The organism is Shewanella sp. TB7-MNA-CIBAN-0143 (genome assembly GCF_040310065.1).
Taxonomy (GTDB): Bacteria; Pseudomonadota; Gammaproteobacteria; order Enterobacterales; family Shewanellaceae; genus Shewanella.
The window spans coordinates 187,562-204,332 of the sequence record NZ_JBEOPL010000002.1; the positions used below are offsets into that span (position 1 = coordinate 187,562).

The 16,771-nt window shown below is 40.4% G+C and carries 15 protein-coding genes and 3 tRNA genes; 4 read left to right on the forward strand and 14 right to left on the reverse strand.

Annotation, left to right across the window (positions count from 1 at the left end; translation table 11 throughout):
- Positions 1-111: 111 nt before the first annotated feature.
- The 3 genes from AAEY97_RS02235 to AAEY97_RS02245 form a co-directional block, all read right to left on the reverse strand.
- Positions 112-187 (reverse strand) — tRNA-His (locus tag AAEY97_RS02235).
- A gap of 8 nt (positions 188-195) precedes the next feature.
- A tRNA-Arg gene (locus AAEY97_RS02240) sits at positions 196-272 on the reverse strand.
- 85 nt (positions 273-357) lie between these two features.
- Positions 358-434 (reverse strand) — tRNA-Pro (locus tag AAEY97_RS02245).
- A 291-nt stretch (positions 435-725) separates the two neighbouring features.
- Between AAEY97_RS02245 and folD the strand changes: the two genes are divergently transcribed.
- On the forward strand, positions 726-1,580 hold the full coding sequence (gene folD / locus AAEY97_RS02250; protein ID WP_162022723.1) for a bifunctional methylenetetrahydrofolate dehydrogenase/methenyltetrahydrofolate cyclohydrolase FolD: 855 nt from the start codon (positions 726-728) through the stop codon (positions 1,578-1,580).
- A gap of 96 nt (positions 1,581-1,676) precedes the next feature.
- On the opposite strand, the gene cysS is transcribed toward folD, so the two are convergent.
- Entirely contained in the window at positions 1,677-3,059 is a 1,383-nt protein-coding gene (gene cysS / locus AAEY97_RS02255) for a cysteine--tRNA ligase (protein WP_101087832.1), read from the reverse strand.
- 143 nt (positions 3,060-3,202) lie between these two features.
- Here cysS and AAEY97_RS02260 point away from each other — a divergent pair, with 143 nt between their 5' ends.
- Both AAEY97_RS02260 and AAEY97_RS02265 read left to right on the forward strand, forming a co-directional pair.
- Complete coding sequence (locus AAEY97_RS02260) at positions 3,203-3,697, forward strand: peptidylprolyl isomerase (RefSeq protein ID WP_011638050.1); 495 nt, start codon at positions 3,203-3,205, stop codon at positions 3,695-3,697.
- 2 nt (positions 3,698-3,699) lie between these two features.
- A complete protein-coding gene (locus AAEY97_RS02265) occupies positions 3,700-4,425 on the forward strand; it encodes a UDP-2,3-diacylglucosamine diphosphatase (RefSeq protein WP_335690422.1) in 726 nt (241 codons plus the stop codon).
- Positions 4,426-4,490: 65 nt separating this feature from the next.
- Here the strand turns inward: AAEY97_RS02265 and miaE are convergent, their stop codons facing one another.
- The gene (miaE, locus tag AAEY97_RS02270; protein WP_182743729.1) at positions 4,491-5,258 is read right to left on the reverse strand and encodes a tRNA isopentenyl-2-thiomethyl-A-37 hydroxylase MiaE; all 768 of its coding nucleotides are present in this window, start codon (positions 5,256-5,258) and stop codon (positions 4,491-4,493) included.
- A 359-nt stretch (positions 5,259-5,617) separates the two neighbouring features.
- Between miaE and AAEY97_RS02275 the strand changes: the two genes are divergently transcribed.
- Positions 5,618-6,214: a Yip1 family protein gene (locus AAEY97_RS02275; protein ID WP_011638064.1), complete on the forward strand. Its 597-nt coding sequence runs from the start codon at positions 5,618-5,620 to the stop codon at positions 6,212-6,214.
- Between the two features lie 106 nt (positions 6,215-6,320).
- Here AAEY97_RS02275 and glnS read toward each other — a convergent pair whose 3' ends face one another.
- The 9 genes from glnS to AAEY97_RS02320 form a co-directional block, all read right to left on the reverse strand.
- A complete protein-coding gene (gene glnS, locus AAEY97_RS02280; protein ID WP_350996240.1) occupies positions 6,321-7,991 on the reverse strand; it encodes a glutamine--tRNA ligase in 1,671 nt (556 codons plus the stop codon).
- A gap of 159 nt (positions 7,992-8,150) precedes the next feature.
- Positions 8,151-10,463: a Fe(2+) transporter permease subunit FeoB gene (gene feoB / locus AAEY97_RS02285; RefSeq protein WP_101087824.1), complete on the reverse strand. Its 2,313-nt coding sequence runs from the start codon at positions 10,461-10,463 to the stop codon at positions 8,151-8,153.
- Complete coding sequence (locus tag AAEY97_RS02290; protein WP_011638067.1) at positions 10,456-10,695, reverse strand: FeoA family protein; 240 nt, start codon at positions 10,693-10,695, stop codon at positions 10,456-10,458. The genes feoB and AAEY97_RS02290 overlap by 8 nt, the downstream gene beginning before the upstream one ends.
- A gap of 199 nt (positions 10,696-10,894) precedes the next feature.
- On the reverse strand, positions 10,895-11,431 hold the full coding sequence (locus tag AAEY97_RS02295) for a GNAT family N-acetyltransferase (protein ID WP_162022717.1): 537 nt from the start codon (positions 11,429-11,431) through the stop codon (positions 10,895-10,897).
- Positions 11,432-11,501: 70 nt separating this feature from the next.
- A complete protein-coding gene (locus AAEY97_RS02300; protein ID WP_101087820.1) occupies positions 11,502-11,780 on the reverse strand; it encodes a peptidylprolyl isomerase in 279 nt (92 codons plus the stop codon).
- Between the two features lie 95 nt (positions 11,781-11,875).
- Positions 11,876-13,705 carry a DUF885 domain-containing protein gene (locus AAEY97_RS02305; RefSeq protein WP_350996243.1) on the reverse strand — a complete coding sequence of 610 codons (1,830 nt, stop codon included), beginning with the start codon at positions 13,703-13,705 and terminating at the stop codon, positions 11,876-11,878.
- A gap of 788 nt (positions 13,706-14,493) precedes the next feature.
- Positions 14,494-15,741 (reverse strand): tetratricopeptide repeat protein, encoded by a 1,248-nt coding sequence (locus AAEY97_RS02310; protein ID WP_162022715.1) that lies wholly within the window; start codon positions 15,739-15,741, stop codon positions 14,494-14,496.
- On the reverse strand, positions 15,741-16,361 hold the full coding sequence (locus tag AAEY97_RS02315; RefSeq protein WP_101087814.1) for an energy transducer TonB: 621 nt from the start codon (positions 16,359-16,361) through the stop codon (positions 15,741-15,743). The genes AAEY97_RS02310 and AAEY97_RS02315 overlap by 1 nt, the downstream gene beginning before the upstream one ends.
- 1 nt (position 16,362) lies before the next feature.
- Entirely contained in the window at positions 16,363-16,767 is a 405-nt protein-coding gene (locus tag AAEY97_RS02320) for an ExbD/TolR family protein (RefSeq protein ID WP_011638073.1), read from the reverse strand.
- Positions 16,768-16,771 lie beyond the last annotated feature (4 nt).

Consider the following 16,771-nt stretch of genomic DNA (forward strand, 5'->3'; position numbering starts at 1 on the left):
TTTTTGACTTACGCTCGAAAGGACTATGAGCAAAATAATTATCGTGATCAAATCAAACTTATCTGTACCCGTTAAAAGGGTTATACACGATAGTTTGATTTAATCAGAAAATGGGGTGACTGATGGGGCTCGAACCCACGACAACCGGAATCACAATCCGGGACTCTACCAACTGAGCTACAATCACCATTGAAATGGTACACCCGGCAGGATTCGAACCTGCGACCACCCGCTTAGAAGGCGGGTGCTCTATCCAACTGAGCTACGGGCGCATGGTTACAGTTAGATACTGCATCCTGTCTGGCTGAACAAGTTTACTTGTTCCGTTACTCACTGCAAGAGCAAATAACATTAATTTGGTCGGTGATAGAGGATTCGAACCTCTGACCCTCTCGTCCCAAACGAGATGCGCTACCGGGCTGCGCTAATCACCGAAAATATTGCTTTGTTTTCGAGGCAGAAATTATCTATAAACAATAACGATGTTGTCTCGAGAACGGAGCGCATATTAACGAGTCACCTAGCTATCGTCAACGATTTTTTTAACCCTTATTGCTATATGACGAATTTAGCAGCAAATATCGTGATTAGCATCATAGCGCGAATAGTTTATTCACTGTATTTTCCACGTCTAGCAAATGACACTCTTCAATACGCCTGCTAGAATAACGGCCGATCGACCATTGACTTCAACACTTGTGTCACTCAAAGGAAACTCTATAGCCATGACTGCTCAAATTATTGACGGTAAAGCCATTGCACAATCTATTCGCACCACACTAAAACAAAAAGTAACACAACGTAGACAAGCTGGATTTCGCGCGCCAGGACTTGCAGTTATTTTAGTGGGCAGTGATGCCGCATCTCAAGTCTATGTTGGCAGTAAACGCAAAGCTTGTGAGGAAGTCGGTTTTGAATCTCAATCTTTTGACCTTGACACCAATACAACTGAAGCAGAGCTTTTAGCGTTAATCGATGAATGTAATGCCAATCCAAGCATTGATGGGATTCTAGTGCAGCTGCCTTTGCCCGCCCATATTGATGACTCCAAAGTAATTGAACGTATTCGCCCAGATAAAGATGTTGATGGATTTCATCCCTATAATGTCGGCCGTTTAGCTCAACGTATCCCAGTGCTTCGTTCTTGCACGCCGATGGGCATTATGACGTTAATAAAATCAACCGGTATAGATACCTATGGCCTGGATGCAACTGTGGTTGGTGCATCAAACATTGTTGGCCGACCAATGACACTAGAATTATTATTAGCAGGTTGCACAACGACAACCTGTCATCGTTTTACCAAAAACTTAGAACAAAAAGTGCGTCAAGCAGATTTATTAGTCGTTGCCGTTGGCAAACCTGGGTTTATTCCTGGTGACTGGATAAAGCCGGGCGCGATTGTTATTGATGTTGGTATCAATCGTTTGGAGAACGGCAGTTTAGTGGGTGATGTTGAATTTAATGTTGCCGCTGAAAAGGCTGCATTTATTACGCCGGTCCCTGGTGGAGTAGGCCCGATGACCATTGCAAGTTTATTAGAGAACACCCTATACGCATGCGAGCAATATCATAGTTAACTAAATCTCAGATAAGCAAATCTCAGATAAGTAAATTATGCTGATTAAAAACAAAAGCCTGCTATTGCAGGCTTTTGTTTTTATGCGCTAAATAAACTACTTTTTACGCCATGTGGTGCCGCTTGGGCCGCCATCTTCTAACTCAACGCCTAACTCGTTTAAGCGATCGCGGGCCACATCCGCAGCAGGCCAATCTTTTTCAGTACGGGCACGGTTACGCTCAACGATAAGCGCTTCAATTTCTGCCACTTCATCGTCACTGCCCTCCCCCTTAAAGAAAGCTTCTGGCGTTTGGCTGATAAGGCCAAGCACATCTGCTAATTGCTTCAAGCTGACACCTAATGCCGATGCCGCTGCCATATCGGTTGTTTTAAGACGATTGATTTCACGTACCATCTCAAATAACACGGAATAGGCTTCAGGAGTATTAAAGTCATCATCCATTGCCGACTTAAACTTGGCTACAAACGGTTCAGCAGGCGCAGCATCAACAGTTAAGTCTAAACCTTTAAGTGCTGTATATAAACGCTCTAGTGCTGCACGAGCTTGCTTTAAATTGTCTTCAGAATAATTTAACTGACTACGATAATGACCGGATAATAAGAAGTAACGTACCGTTTCAGCATCATAATGCTTAAGCACATCTCGAATGGTAAAAAAGTTGTCTAATGATTTAGACATTTTTTCACGGTCAACCATCACCATTCCGGTGTGCATCCAGTAATTCACATACGGAGTATCGTGAGCACAGCAAGACTGCGCAATTTCATTTTCATGATGTGGAAACTGTAAATCAGAGCCGCCACCATGAATATCAAAATGTAAGCCTAAATGCTTACTGTTCATGGCAGAACATTCAATGTGCCAACCTGGACGACCAGGACCCCAAGGTGATTCCCAGGTTGGTTCACCCGGTTTTGACATTTTCCATAACACAAAGTCCATAGGATTGCGTTTAGCATTATCTATCTCAACGCGAGCACCGGCTTGAAGCTGGTCTAGGTTTTGACCTGACAACTGTCCATACTCAGGGAATGAGGCAACACTGAATAATACATCGCCATTGCTGGCTACATAGGCATGGTCGCGATCGAGTAAACGCTGAACCATATCGATAATTTCTTCAATATGTAACGTTGCTCGAGGCTCAAAATCTGGACGTTTCATGTTCAAGGCATCAAAGTCTTGGTGCATTTCGGCGATCAAACGCTCAGTGAGCGACTCACAAGATTCGTTGTTTTCAGCGGCCCGTTTGATAATTTTGTCATCAACATCGGTAATGTTACGCTGAAAATTCACCTCATAACCGATATAACGTAAATAACGCACTATCATGTCAAACGAAACAAAGGTACGCCCGTGACCAATATGACATAAATCGTAAATGGTCACGCCACAGACGTACATTCCGATTTTACCTGGATTTATTGGTTTAAATTCTTGTTTATCACGGCTAATACTATTGTAAATCTTTAACATCGATTGTTCTCTTTTACACTAATTTATAACGGGAAATGTTAATGCTGAGTTTAGCATGATGTCACCTGTTTTGAACACTGCACTTTATGCGGCAGTTAAGATAAGTTAGAATCGCGCAAATTATTATTTTCAAGTGAGACAACATGATTACTTTACATACCAATATGGGCGATATTACTTTACAGCTAAATGAAGAAAAAGCGCCAATTACCGCGGCTAACTTTATGCAGTATGTTGAAGATGGTTTTTTTGAAGGTACTATTTTTCACCGTGTTATTGACGGCTTTATGATCCAAGGTGGTGGTTTCACTGAAGATATGAGCCAAAAAAGTGTTAAAGCATCAATCAAAAATGAAGCCAACAATGGTTTATCTAACCGAAAAGGCACTGTTGCCATGGCACGTACTTCTGATCCGCATTCAGCGACAGCACAGTTTTTTGTTAACGTGAAAGACAATACTTTCCTTGATTTTAAATCAGAAACTTCACAGGGCTGGGGTTACTGTGTATTTGGTGAAGTGGTTGAAGGTTTAGACATTATTGAAACAATCAAAAATGTTGCCACTGGTAATAATGGTATGCATCAAGATGTACCATTAGAAGCCATTGTGATCAAAAGCGTTAGCGTTAAAGCGTAATTTTGAAGAAAACAATCTTCGTAGGCGATTTGCACTTAAGTGCAGATCGCCCAGATATTACACAAGCCTTCATCTATTTTCTAAACCATGGTTTAGACAATACTGAAGCGCTTTATATCATCGGTGACCTATTCGAAGTTTGGATGGGTGATGATATTGCAGAACCCTTTACCATTGCCATTGCTGAAGCAATCAAAACAGTATCGAACTCAATACCTGTATATTTTATTCATGGTAATCGTGATTTTATGGTTGGCAAACAATTTTGCCTACGAGCAGGCATGAAAATATTACCTGAAGTCTATTGTATCAACTTGTACGGTGTTAATACTGTGATTTTACACGGTGATAGCCTTTGTACCCTTGATATTGCTTACCAGCGATTCAGGCGCTTTAGAAGTCTTGATATAGTGCGTTGGGTCTACTCTCACCTACCTAAAAAGACACGCTTAAACATTGCCGCAAAAATTCGTCAAAAAAGTGTTCAAGGTAATCAGCAAAAACATTATGAAATCATGGATGTTGAGTCAAGTGCGGTAACCGCGCTACTGGCTCGTACTGATTGTCAAAGAATGATCCATGGTCATACTCATCGCCCTGCCATACATCAACTCACTGCACAAGAACAACGTGTTGTGGTCGGTGATTGGTATACTCAAGGCAGCGTACTAAACGTCAGCGAGAACGGTTGCGAGTTAGTAACATTACCCTTTTCCGAAACAAACTAGGCTCACTAAACAGTATCAACGTTGATATCATCAGTGAGTCTTGGTTTATATCTCGCAATTGTTGGCTATTGTGGCGGTAAACCACTGTGAAAACGAAACTCGCTATCTTCTGTCAAAATTAATTCCATTTCTTTTTCGCGAAAATAATCAATGCGTTCACTGATATCTTCACCGGCAATATCCTCAGCAAGAGCCAAATAATCTTGAAAATGTCGCGCTTCTGATCGGAGTAATGAAGTATAAAACTTAGCGAGTTCATCATCTAAATGCGGCGCAAGTTTGGCAAATCGTTCACATGACCGCGCTTCAATAAACGCGCCAATTATTAACTTATCAATTAACGTAAGTGGCTCATGAGTCCGCATATGAATAATTAACTGTTTGGCGTAACGACCGGCACGAATATTACTGTAATCAATACCACGCGCAGTCATAATCTGTAAAACTTGTTCGAAATGATGAAACTCTTCTTTAATCAAACGAACCATTTTACTCATTAAATCAGTGCTGTTAGTGAGGTTTTTATTGGCTATTAATTCACTAGTGATGTCGTTCTTTTTACTGTCGCGGGCTAAAAACTCGAGGGCATTACGGTCTTGTTGATAAACAAAATCTTCATAAGGCTTAGCCCAGGTCTTCAATAGATGTGAACTACTCTTGTCAATCGCATATTTGCGGATCATTAACATTGCAGTTTGCGCAGCTTTAAGCTCACAGTTGCAATGGTCAATCAGCAACGCGGTGAGTTGTTCAGGTTGTTTAGCTTGTTCGACCCAACGGTTTGGTGTCTCACAACCTAAAAAGTCGTAAATAGGGACAAGTAATTGCTGCATAAAATGGATAATCCTCTCAAAAATCTATGTTCATTTTACCTTTAGAGCGATCTTTTCTGAAACCAAAAACGTAATACAACTTGACGAAAGTCTATTTATGTTCAATAAATAAGCTGAGCATCTAATTTAACGATTTAATAACAGATGCCATCGATCACCTTAAATGATGATTCTAAATTGGGATAGAGTCATAACTTAACAACATAGATGTTGGCAATAGAACGATCTCAGTGTTATGCCAACACCATTCCCCTGTTGATAAGTAGATGTGGACTGATTAAGGCGATTGGTAAAAAGCTGTAGTCAGTTCGTCGTTGTTTGGCGAGCTAGGTCAAAAATGCTAAACAAGGATAACTATAATGGTATTGAATCACTTAATGGGACTTTACACTCATCCAAAAAAAGAGTGGCACACAATTGAAAAAAATCACGAAGCGCTAAAGAGCAGCTTGAGTCATGTATTGCTTATCGCGCTGATCCCTGCAATTTGTGCTTATTTTGCAACCGCACACATTGGTTGGCATCCCGGAGCTGGAGAACTTCTATTCCTAACCTCAAAAAGCGCACTATTCATGTCAGTTGGGATGTATTTCGGCTTAATTATTGGTGTTATGGCTCTCGCGTATTTAGCATATTGGATGGGCAAAACATTTGATGCGGATCCAACTTATACTCAAGCTCTCGAATTAGCGTCTTATACTGCAACCCCATTATTTATGGTTGGTTTGGCAGCACTCTACCCCGTGTTATGGTTCATTATGATCGTCGGCTTGATTGGCTTGTCTTATTCGGTTTATCTGCTGTATGCCGGTGTCCCTATTATTATGAATATCCCGGAAGAAAAGGGTTTCATTTACGCTAGCTCAGTGGTTACTGCGGGACTTGTTTTATTAGTTGCGCTGATGGCCAGTAGTGTTATTTTATGGAGCATTGGTTTTGGGCCAATGATGCAATAATTTATTGATTATTGATTATTGATTATTGACTATTGACTATTGACTATTGAAAAAATAAAACAAAAAAGGCGCATTCAGCGCCTTTTTTGTGATTCCATAATGCTGATTACGCAAAGGTATCTCTTAACGGTACCGTTAAGTTAAACACTAAATGTTCAGCGCTTGAATCTTTACTGTCTGCACAGAAATAGCCTTCTCGCTCAAATTGAAACGCTTTCTCAGCCGGCGCATTGACTAAGCCAGGTTCAACGAGTCCCTTCACTACTGTGAGTGAATTGGGATTTAGCACTTCATCAACAGTTTCAAAAGCTGCAGGATTTTCACTGGTAAATAAACGATCGTACAAGCGAAACTCAGCAGGTTTCGCTGTTGAGGCTTCAACCCAATGAATCACCCCTTTAACTTTACGTCCATCTGCAGGGTTTTTACCTAATGTATCAGCATCGTAAGTACAATAGACGGTGGTAATATTACCATCTGCATCTTTGTCACAACGTTCAGCTTTGATGATATAGGCATTACGTAAACGGACTTCTTTACCTAAAACAAGTCGTTTAAAGTGCTTATTAGCTTCTTCTTTAAAATCTTCAACATCAATGAATAACTCACGTCCAAATGTCAGCTCACGAGTGCCCATGGCTTCATTGTTTGGATGAGCTGCAGCAATAATGGTTTCGGTTTCAGTATCTGAATAGTTCTCAATGATAACTTTTATAGGTCTTAACACGGCCATCGCACGAGGTGCATGTTCGTTTAATTCTTCACGAATACACGCATCTAACATGCCGACTTCAATTAAGTTTTCTTGCTTGGTAACACCAATACGTAAGCAGAACTCGCGAATAGAAGCAGATGTGTAACCACGACGACGTAACCCAGCGATAGTTGGCATACGGGGATCGTCCCAGCCATCAACCAGTTTGCGTGTGACTAAATCGTTTAGTTTACGCTTAGACATCAAGGTGTATTCAAGATTTAAGCGTGAAAACTCATATTGACGAGTGCGATTTGGTGCTTGGAAATCATTTAAATGATCTAATACCCAGTCATATAAACGACGGTTATCTTGAAACTCTAAAGTACAAATCGAATGAGTGATATTCTCAATAGCATCAGAGATACAATGAGTAAAATCGTACATTGGGTAAATGCACCACTTGTCGCCTGTTTGATGATGATGAGCAAATCGAATACGATAAATAATAGGATCGCGCATACACATGAAAGGTGATGCCATATCAATTTTGGCACGCAGTGCACACTCACCTTCTTTGAACTCACCTTTACGCATTTTCTCAAATAACGCGAGGTTTTCCTCAACACTGGTGTCACGGTATGGGCTGTTTTTACCAGGCTCTTTTAATGAACCTCGGTACTCTCTGGTTTGTTCGCCATTTAAGAAACAAACGTACGCCAATCCTTTGGTAATGAGCTCAACTGCATATTGATGTAGTTGATCAAAATAGTTTGATGAATAACGGATATCGCCAGACCATTCAAAGCCTAACCAACGCACGTCTTCCTGAATAGACTTAACATAATTGATGTCTTCTTTTTCAGGGTTTGTATCATCAAAACGTAAGTTACATTGACCTTGATAATCTTTTGCAATACCAAAATTTAAGCAAATAGATTTAGCATGGCCAATATGTAAATACCCGTTAGGTTCTGGTGGAAAACGTGTATGTACTTGGCTGTGCTTACCGATTTTTAGGTCTTCGTCTATGATATTACGAATGAAGTTACTTGGACGTACTTCGGTGTCCACATGACTCATGGAATTCCTCTTGGCGCACAATGGCAATATGAATAAAAATAGATGATCCTACAGATCTTAAGTAGTTACAACTGCTAGCACTGAAAAAGTTAGCTTGTTAAAGCAAATAAACCCAGCAAAGCCGGGTTTATTGTTTAAATCAATCATCAATACGGTTAACTATTCCGTGACAATACGTATTCCAGGAATAATTTGTTGTGCTTTGCGACCTTTCTTATTCAACCAGAAATAAAACACAACCAAGGCCGCGGCAAAGAAACAGATCCAACCAGCAGACTGCACCGGATGCTGAGTAAATGTAGCCCCCTGATAAACCACAGTTGCAGAACCATAGGCTAATGAAAATGTCCAAATAGCAGCAAAACGGGCCCACTTAGCACCAAACTCATGTACCAAAGCTCCCATTGCTGCCACACAAGGCGTATAAAGCAAGATAAACAACAAGTATGAGAATGCGGCGATCTGGCTTTTAAAGCCTGTTTGAAGCGCACTGAAGGTAGAGGTATCAACAGATAACTCCATTGCTGCTTCATCTAAATCTGTGATACCTGCTATCGCAATTGATAATGGGTCACCAGGTTCAATACCTAATAAGTTTGTTGGAATTGTCGCTAAGCCGACTTTAACACTGTCCCAAATAGACAATAACTCTTCATCATCACCTGCTGAGGTGCTGTATAAACTGTTTAATGTACCGACTACGGCTTCTTTAGCAAAAATGCCGGTAATAATACCAACCGTTGCAGCCCAATTGTCTTGTTCTATTCCCATAGGAGAAAACAGCGGTGTGATTTGTTGGCTAGCAACACTGAGCAAAGACTCTTTACTGTCTTCATGACCGAAAGATCCATCTGTGCCAATAGCATTAACAAAGTTAAGCAGTGTCACCACAATAATGATGGTTTTACCGGCGCCCATAATAAAGCTTTTAGTTCGTTTAGTCGTACGAGACAACACAGCTTTAGACTTAGGCATTTCGTAGCTTGGCAATTCCATAACAACGGCACTGCTTGTGCCCGGCAATACCGTTTTGCGCAGTAGCAAACCGGTGCCAATAGCGGCAAAAATACCAATGATGTACAGTAAAAACACCAAATTCTGGCCTGATTGAGGGAAAAAGGCCGCTGCAAATAAGGCATAAACAGGCAATCGAGCACTACAAGACATGAAAGGCGCCATCATACCGGTAACGATACGTTCACGCTCACTGCCTAATGTTCTGGTTGCCATAATGGCAGGAACCGAACAACCAAAACCAACAATCATTGGCACAAAGGCTTTACCAGGTAAGCCAATACGGCGCATCAAGCCATCAACCACAAATGCTGCACGAGCCATGTATCCAGATGCTTCTAATACTGAAAGGGCCAGAAATAATGCAGCAACAACAGGAATAAACGTCGCGACAGTTTGGATGCCTTGGCCAACACCGCCAGCTAAAATAGTCACCAGCCAATCAGGCGCTCCAATTGATGACAACAAGGCGCCAAAATGGTCAACAAAAATAGCTCCAGCGGTAATATCGAAGAAATCGATAAAAGAATTACCCACGTTAATACTGAATAAAAACATTAGGTACATAACAAATAAGAAAATAGGAATACCCAACACCGGGTGTAACACTACTTTATCAAGCCTATCTGTGGCGCTTATGTGTTTACCTTGATTTACTGATGCCTCAAACACCTGTTGCACAAAATCGTATCGGGTTGTGGCGATCATAATATCGATGTCTTCGCCGGCTTGCTCTACTCGTAAAGTGCACTGCTTTACTGTGTCGTGTAATTGTACTTCACTTGTTCCACAGCCATCTCCATGGCTATTGGCTAAAATAGCAAGTGCCTGCCCACGGCTCAGCTCAGTAAGACCTTGGCTATCATTTTGCATCTGCAGTGCAGTTACACTTGCTTCAATATCAGTGTGGTACTGCAACATTAATGATTGTACAGAGTCACCTTTTTCCAGCAGTGACATTAATTCAGCTTGTAGTTGTTCTACATCGGCTTGATTTCGTGAGCAAATTGCAACAACAGGACAACCTAAACGTACTGACATGTCGTCAACATTAATGTTGATCCCCAGCTTTTTAGCTGCATCAATTTTATTAATAACAACAATAATCGGAATACCTAACTCACGTAATTGGGTGGTTAAATACAGATGACGTTCAACATTTGTGGCATCAACTAGGTTGATGATTGCATCGACTTGTTGATTAGAAAGATAAGCTTGAGCAATTTGTTCGTCTAATGAACAATCGCAGCTATTGCCTGCGGGAAGTAAATCGTAAATGCCTGGGAGATCGGTAAGAAAAATATCCGTCCCTGAATAATTTATCTTACCCGTTTTTTTTTCGACGGTAACACCCGACCAATTGCCAACCTGCTGGCTTGCACCAGTAAGTGCATTAAAAAGAGTCGATTTACCAGCATTGGGATTACCCACGGTGACACAATGAAATTGTTTAGTCATTTTTGAGCACTACCTCGATGATATCGGCTAAATCACAACGCATACATAATTTACTGCCACGTAAATCTAATTCAACACCCGAGCCCATAGGGGCTCTTCGTATAAAATGAAAACGAGTATTGGGTGTAATGCCCATGGATAACAATTTACGTTTAACAGTTTGCGGTAACGTTAATTGACCTATTTCAGAGATAATCGCCTGATCACCAGGCTTAAGTTCACTCAGCTTCATGTAACACTACCTTCAACAACATTAATAACGTTAAAAATTTTATCGGAACTAAACAAGTTAAACTCAAATCTAGATCAAAGTTTCACTTGTTAACGAGAATAGTTTTCAGTTGTATTACGTATTATGTGACAAATGCCCGTTAGAATATAGTGCGACAAAGATTTTATTTTGTTTTGAGGCTAAACGGACTAAAAATTGGTCACGTTCTCTGTGCGGTCAACAACCCCATGTAACAATCATCGGTCCATTTACCATCTATACAGTTATTCTGTTTTAGCACCCCTTCCAAAACAAACCCCACCTTCTCTAATACATTACGTGAAGCAATGTTTTCTTGAGCACAAAGGCCAATGTATTTATGCATACTGAATTGTAGAGCACCCCAATCAGTTACCGCGCGTAAGCTTTCACTAGCGAACCCTAATCCTTGCTGTTCTGGCGCAATGAGATAGCCTACTTCTGCCCGCCTTAGCTGTGCATCATCACATCTAAAACCAATAAGTCCCACGGCCTGACTATTATCAATTCGCTCAATAACAAGCGTTAACCAATCTCCTGACTCAAAAAGCCATACCGCTTTACGCTGCTCAAATTTAGCGACAATATCTGATTCAGATTCAATGTTTCTAATATGCTGATTAACACCTTTATCAAGATGTAAACGTAAAAAAAATGCCCAATCTCTACTGTGCAAATTTCGTAATTTCAGCCGATCACTATAAAGATTTATGTCCATATACCCTCTAGTTTTTTTCAATAAAAATGGCAGCCTAAGCTGCCATTATTTATCACGGACTCAATAATGACTAGCCGCGACTGGTCACTTCAAGTAAATGAAAACCAAATTGAGTTTTTACTGGGCCTTGAACAACATTTAATGGTGCACTAAATACCACTTCGTCAAATTCTTTAACCATCATGCCTGGTCCAAAAGAACCTAACTCGCCACCCTGCGCACCAGATGGGCAAGAAGAATTTGCCTTGGCTACGTCAGCAAAATCAGCACCAGCTTCGATCTGTTGCTTGAGTGATTCGCATTGTTCCTGAGTGCTTACGAGTAAGTGTCTAGCAGTTGCTTGTACCATAATTTGGCTCCTAAAATATAATATAAAATAAAAATGTAACACTAACATAATGACAGAACGATGACATACATAAGTCACCGTCCTTTTTACGGCATTTATTTGGCTAGTTCAGCTTTTATCCAATCAGCAATTTTGTTTTCCATCACCGCCATTGGTAATGATCCTGACGTGAGTAATTGATCATGAAAACCTTTTAAATCAAATTTTTCACCCAAGGCCTTTTCTGCATCCGCTCGTAAGCGCAAAATAGTTAACTGACCGACTTTGTAAGATAGTGCTTGGCCTGGTATGGCCATGTAACGCTCCACTTCTGCAACAATATCAGACTCCGCCATTGGAGAATTGTCTTTCATGTATTGAATAGCTTGTTCACGACTCCAGCCTTTCGCATGAAGTCCTGTATCTACGACTAAGCGCATTGCTCTTAACATTTCATCAGATAACTTGCCGAAATACTGATATGGGTCGTTAAATACGCCCATCTCAATCCCTAAGTACTCTGCATACAACGCCCAACCTTCTTCAAATGCAGTGTAACCCTGGAAGCGCTGAAACTGTGGAACATCAGTTAACTCTTGCTTAATCGCAATCTGAAAATGATGACCGGGAGCAGCTTCGTGCAATGACAAGGTTGTCATACCCCATTTGGGTTGTGCTTTTAAGTTGTAAGTATTGATATAAAAAACACCTGGGCGTGAACCGTCAACTGCTGGTGATTCATACGATGCGCCAGCGGCAGATTTCTCACGAAAACTCTCTACAGGCTTAACAATATAATCAGCTTTGGGCATCACATTAAAATACTGAGGCAATACTTGATTTATATGTTCTTTAATCGTCATATAGCCATCAATTAAATCTTGTCGGTCAGTAAAAAAGTACTGCGGCTCTGAAGATAAAGAAGCAAAAAATGCAGTTAAATCACCTTTAAAACCAACTTGTTCTCTGACCTTGTCCATCTCAGATAGAATGCGTGCAACCTCAGAAAGACCAATTTGATGAATTTCATCCACTGACAAAGTTGTTGTTGTATGGCTATTAGCTAAATGTTGATACCAATCTTTACCGTTTGGCAGTCCCCACCAACCATCTGAAGCACGAGAATTGGGTAAATAGACATCTTTTACATAGTCTCGTAACTGAGTCAATGCAGGTAATAGCTCAGAATCAATAAGTTGCGAGTATTCAGTGGTTAATTGTGTTTTTTGCTCAGCAGTAAAGCTTTCTGGCAGTAAATTAATTGGGGAATAAAACAAACTACTCTGTGCATCTGTAACAAGTTGAGCGTCTAACTGAGGAATAATCCGCTCGACAAGCACTCGAGGTAGTACAACTTTACTTGCTATACCTTCATCCATACGTTGCTGTGCAAGTTTAGTCCAGTTAATAAACCCACGTAAGCGGCCTAACCAATTTTGATAATCTTCAACAGTCTTAAATGGTTGAGCACTTTCACCACTGCCCAACTGGACCATAGTAAACACTGTGCTATAAAACTGATTAATAGGTAAGAAGTACTCTGGATAAGTTTCGCCAATAAGCTCCATATTACGATCATAAATAAACATGTCGTAACTCAACTTAAGTGATGCAGGAAGCTTATCAACATCAATCGTTTTAGCTTGACTAAAGTAACGGCTATTTAAATTATGACGAGCCTTTAAATACTCTTCAGTTAATGCTCCACCGAATTGGTCGTTATAGTCATTAACTCCCACAAAGGTGGCGTAAATCGGCTCAAGCTTTAATTGATCATTAAAAAAATTATCAACCATTGCCAAATACTGCTCTGAGGCAGATTGAGGCATAACGGCAGCACTAGGTTCGGCGGGGGTTTCAGGCGTAGATGAGACAGTAGTCGCTTCAGAACAACCTTGAGCGACCAATAATAAGGACACAGTCAATGCCAGCAATGTTTTATTCATTTTTATTATTCCTTAACACAATTTAACTCACGCCTTATTAGCGTGTCGATTTATCTCGATGTAACTCACCTTAGCTCAGGATAAAAACAGTTATCAAACGCTCCTTGTCTGGCTAACTGCTTTATATAGACTTGCAATAGACTAGCTATTGACGCGTCAATACGCCTTGTTAGCAAAACAAATGACCAGTTTGATATGACATAGGACAAATGTTGTCATTTTGCCTTACTTATCCAATCTCTTAACCCGAGTCGAGGTTAACTATTTAATCTCGATAAAAATATGATTTAGTTATTACGCTTAAAAAAACAGGATATGGGGGTTTCATTACCACGTATGAGTATCCTAATTAGAAGTGAATTTATCTCACGCCCAATCACCACTACTCTACACCTGAGCATATTATTAGATAGCACAACATAAGCTCTCACTAACAATGCCCGACCTTGCCTACTTAAGTGTATAAAATACACTTACAATCAGGCTTACTCGTTCTGGATAACGTATTTCTGATATGTAATATCGTTACTATATGCCATACATGACTAAGCAGACATCATCATTTCACTTATTGTATCTTTGCATGGCGGTACATGAAACTAAACTTCATCAAATACACACTATCTAACAATTTATTGATTTCAAATATCAGTCAATACGTTAATTGAACAAGATTCGAGCCATTAATACAGCAAAATTAATAGCCTAAATACAATAAGAATGATGAGATCATTTTCATGAGAAAATAAAAAAGCCCCTAAAAAGGGGCTTTTTAAATCAAGCTTAGATTAAAGCGTTACGTTGTGAATACGAGCTTTTTCTTTGATATAAGAAATATAGCTCTTAGCACTGCGTTCAGTCTTTTTATCATTAGCGGCAAGAACTGCACGGTTATAAGCAGACTTGTACTTTTTAAGGCTCAAGTATGCTAAAGCTAGCTCAAATTGAGCTTCACCCGGGTTATCAATACCAGCATCAAGTGCTTTTTTAAGCACCGGAATAGCTTCATTGTATTTTTGTTCTAAAGCAAGAATACGACCTTGTTTTAAATACAGTTCACCCTTATTACTAACTGCAGCAGCTTTGCCATAATAGTAAGCAGCTTCTTTTAGCTCTTTAGCATTATGATAAAAACCAGCGAGTGTAGTTAAACTCTTCTCGCTTTCAACAACTAAACCAGACTTCATGTGCTTTTCAAAAATGGTAGCAGCTTTATAAGGCGAACCTTTTTGCGCTAACAATTGAGCCAAACGAGTAATATTACTGTCCGTCTCTAAAAAGCCATTTTTATATGCTAAATCATATGTTGCTAGTGATTTATCATAGTCTTCAGTCATCAAGTAAAACTGAGCTAACTGAACCCAGAGACGTTTATCGTCTTGGAACAAAGGCACCATAGTTTCTAACACTTTTACGGCTTCTTTGTACTTTTTCTGGTTGAAGAAAGCGGTTAACTTCATTTGATACAAGCCTTTATCAGGCGATTCAGCTAAAGTTAAACCTTTGTCAGCAACTTGCAGTACTTTATTCCAATCTTTTAACTCAGTGTAGGCAATACCAATTCGACGATACATTTGCGCATCAGCCTTACAGGTAAAATCCATCCACTTGTAATAATATGGAATAGCTTCTTTAAACTGTTTCTCTTGTAATAACAAATCAGCATACAAACGCATTGTTGCAGCATGATCTGTACCACCAAGAATGTCAGCATCAACAGCAGTCTTTAAATATTTGATTGCTGTCTTCATCTGACCTTTTTCAGCATAGAAGTTACCTAACATACGATCGACATACGCTTTGTCGAAATCGTTTTTAGCATTAGCCTCAAGCAAAATTGCAATCGCTTGGTCTAAATTCCCTTCGGTATATGCTTCAAAAGATTTTTGAACTTTTTTTGCAGCGCTTTCGCCAACAGCACGAGATTGACGTTTGTCAATCTCACACTTTTCCGCAGCAACTACAGAGCTAGACAATAATGCACTTCCGCAGACTGAAAGTAATAACGCTGTAGCGATACTAGTAACTTTACGCATTATCTACCTCCCTTCTCTAGTGTGAAGTCCAGTTGTACTGTCATACCACTTTGTCTTAATGGCTTGCCATCGACAATCTTTGGTTTGTATTTCCATTTTTTCAATGCGCGAATCGCTTCACGATCGAATAAACGCTTAGGTTCAGCTTTGATAACAGAAACGTCATCAACACCACCTAGTTCGTTAATTGTAAAGGTAAGTTGAACCCAACCCTCTTTACCATCACGAGCAGCAGCAATTGGATACTGGGGCTCAATACGAACGATAGGGGTAGCATCACCATCACGGGTCATCATGTTACCAAGCTTGAAACCAGTACTTGGTCCACCAGATTCGATTCCACCCATATTGAACGCCATATTAGTGTCAATATTAGATGATGAATCAGGCGGAGTAGTATCCGGCTTCGGTGGCTGCTCCGGTGGTGGAGGTGGCTTAGGTGTAACCCTTGGTTTTTTCTGTGCCTTCGAATCCTGTTTATCCATCGTAATTTCAATAACAGGGGATTCCACTGAGTCGCCGTTGCGTTGTGCGCCGCCGCCGACCAGGAAAGCCATGAAAGCAAACAGCCCAAAAGTCACTGCAGCACCAATGATTATTGATACGAGTGCTCTTAGCATATTACTCATTCCCCGCTGATACTGAAATTTTATCGATACCTGCAGCTTTAACGTTATCAAGCACTTTAACGACTAAACCATGTAAAGCGTCTTTGTCTGCTTGAATCAGTACGGCTGCTTCAGGTGCTTCCGCCAACATACGTTCTACGTTTGCAGTTACACGTTCGATATCAACCTGACGGTTTTCCATCATAATGACACCAGTTTTACTGATACCAATAAAGATGTTCGCCGAAGGTTTAGACGTAGCCTGTGACGCTTTAGGCTTGTTGTAGTCTAAGCCTGATGGCTTAACAAACGATGTTGTTACAATAAAGAAGATCAGCATGATAAACACGATGTCTAGCATCGGGGTCATATCAATTTGCGCTTCCTCTTCCATAGTGGAATGCTTCTTACGTGCCATGTTC

What these genes read in the sequence shown, in the direction of transcription:
- folD (WP_162022723.1), top strand. Translation starts at nt 726, where the DNA reads ATGACTGCTCAAATTATTGACGGTAAAGCCATTGCACAATCTATTCGC.
- cysS (WP_101087832.1), bottom strand. Translation starts at nt 3,059, where the DNA reads ATGTTAAAGATTTACAATAGTATTAGCCGTGATAAACAAGAATTTAAA.
- AAEY97_RS02260 (WP_011638050.1), top strand. Translation starts at nt 3,203, where the DNA reads ATGATTACTTTACATACCAATATGGGCGATATTACTTTACAGCTAAAT.
- miaE (WP_182743729.1), bottom strand. Translation starts at nt 5,258, where the DNA reads ATGCAGCAATTACTTGTCCCTATTTACGACTTTTTAGGTTGTGAGACA.
- AAEY97_RS02275 (WP_011638064.1), top strand. Translation starts at nt 5,618, where the DNA reads ATGGTATTGAATCACTTAATGGGACTTTACACTCATCCAAAAAAAGAG.
- glnS (WP_350996240.1), bottom strand. Translation starts at nt 7,991, where the DNA reads ATGAGTCATGTGGACACCGAAGTACGTCCAAGTAACTTCATTCGTAAT.
- feoB (WP_101087824.1), bottom strand. Translation starts at nt 10,463, where the DNA reads ATGACTAAACAATTTCATTGTGTCACCGTGGGTAATCCCAATGCTGGT.
- AAEY97_RS02290 (WP_011638067.1), bottom strand. Translation starts at nt 10,695, where the DNA reads ATGAAGCTGAGTGAACTTAAGCCTGGTGATCAGGCGATTATCTCTGAA.
- AAEY97_RS02295 (WP_162022717.1), bottom strand. Translation starts at nt 11,431, where the DNA reads ATGGACATAAATCTTTATAGTGATCGGCTGAAATTACGAAATTTGCAC.
- AAEY97_RS02300 (WP_101087820.1), bottom strand. Translation starts at nt 11,780, where the DNA reads ATGGTACAAGCAACTGCTAGACACTTACTCGTAAGCACTCAGGAACAA.
- AAEY97_RS02305 (WP_350996243.1), bottom strand. Translation starts at nt 13,705, where the DNA reads ATGAATAAAACATTGCTGGCATTGACTGTGTCCTTATTATTGGTCGCT.
- AAEY97_RS02310 (WP_162022715.1), bottom strand. Translation starts at nt 15,741, where the DNA reads ATGCGTAAAGTTACTAGTATCGCTACAGCGTTATTACTTTCAGTCTGC.
- AAEY97_RS02315 (WP_101087814.1), bottom strand. Translation starts at nt 16,361, where the DNA reads ATGCTAAGAGCACTCGTATCAATAATCATTGGTGCTGCAGTGACTTTT.
- AAEY97_RS02320 (WP_011638073.1), bottom strand. Translation starts at nt 16,767, where the DNA reads ATGGCACGTAAGAAGCATTCCACTATGGAAGAGGAAGCGCAAATTGAT.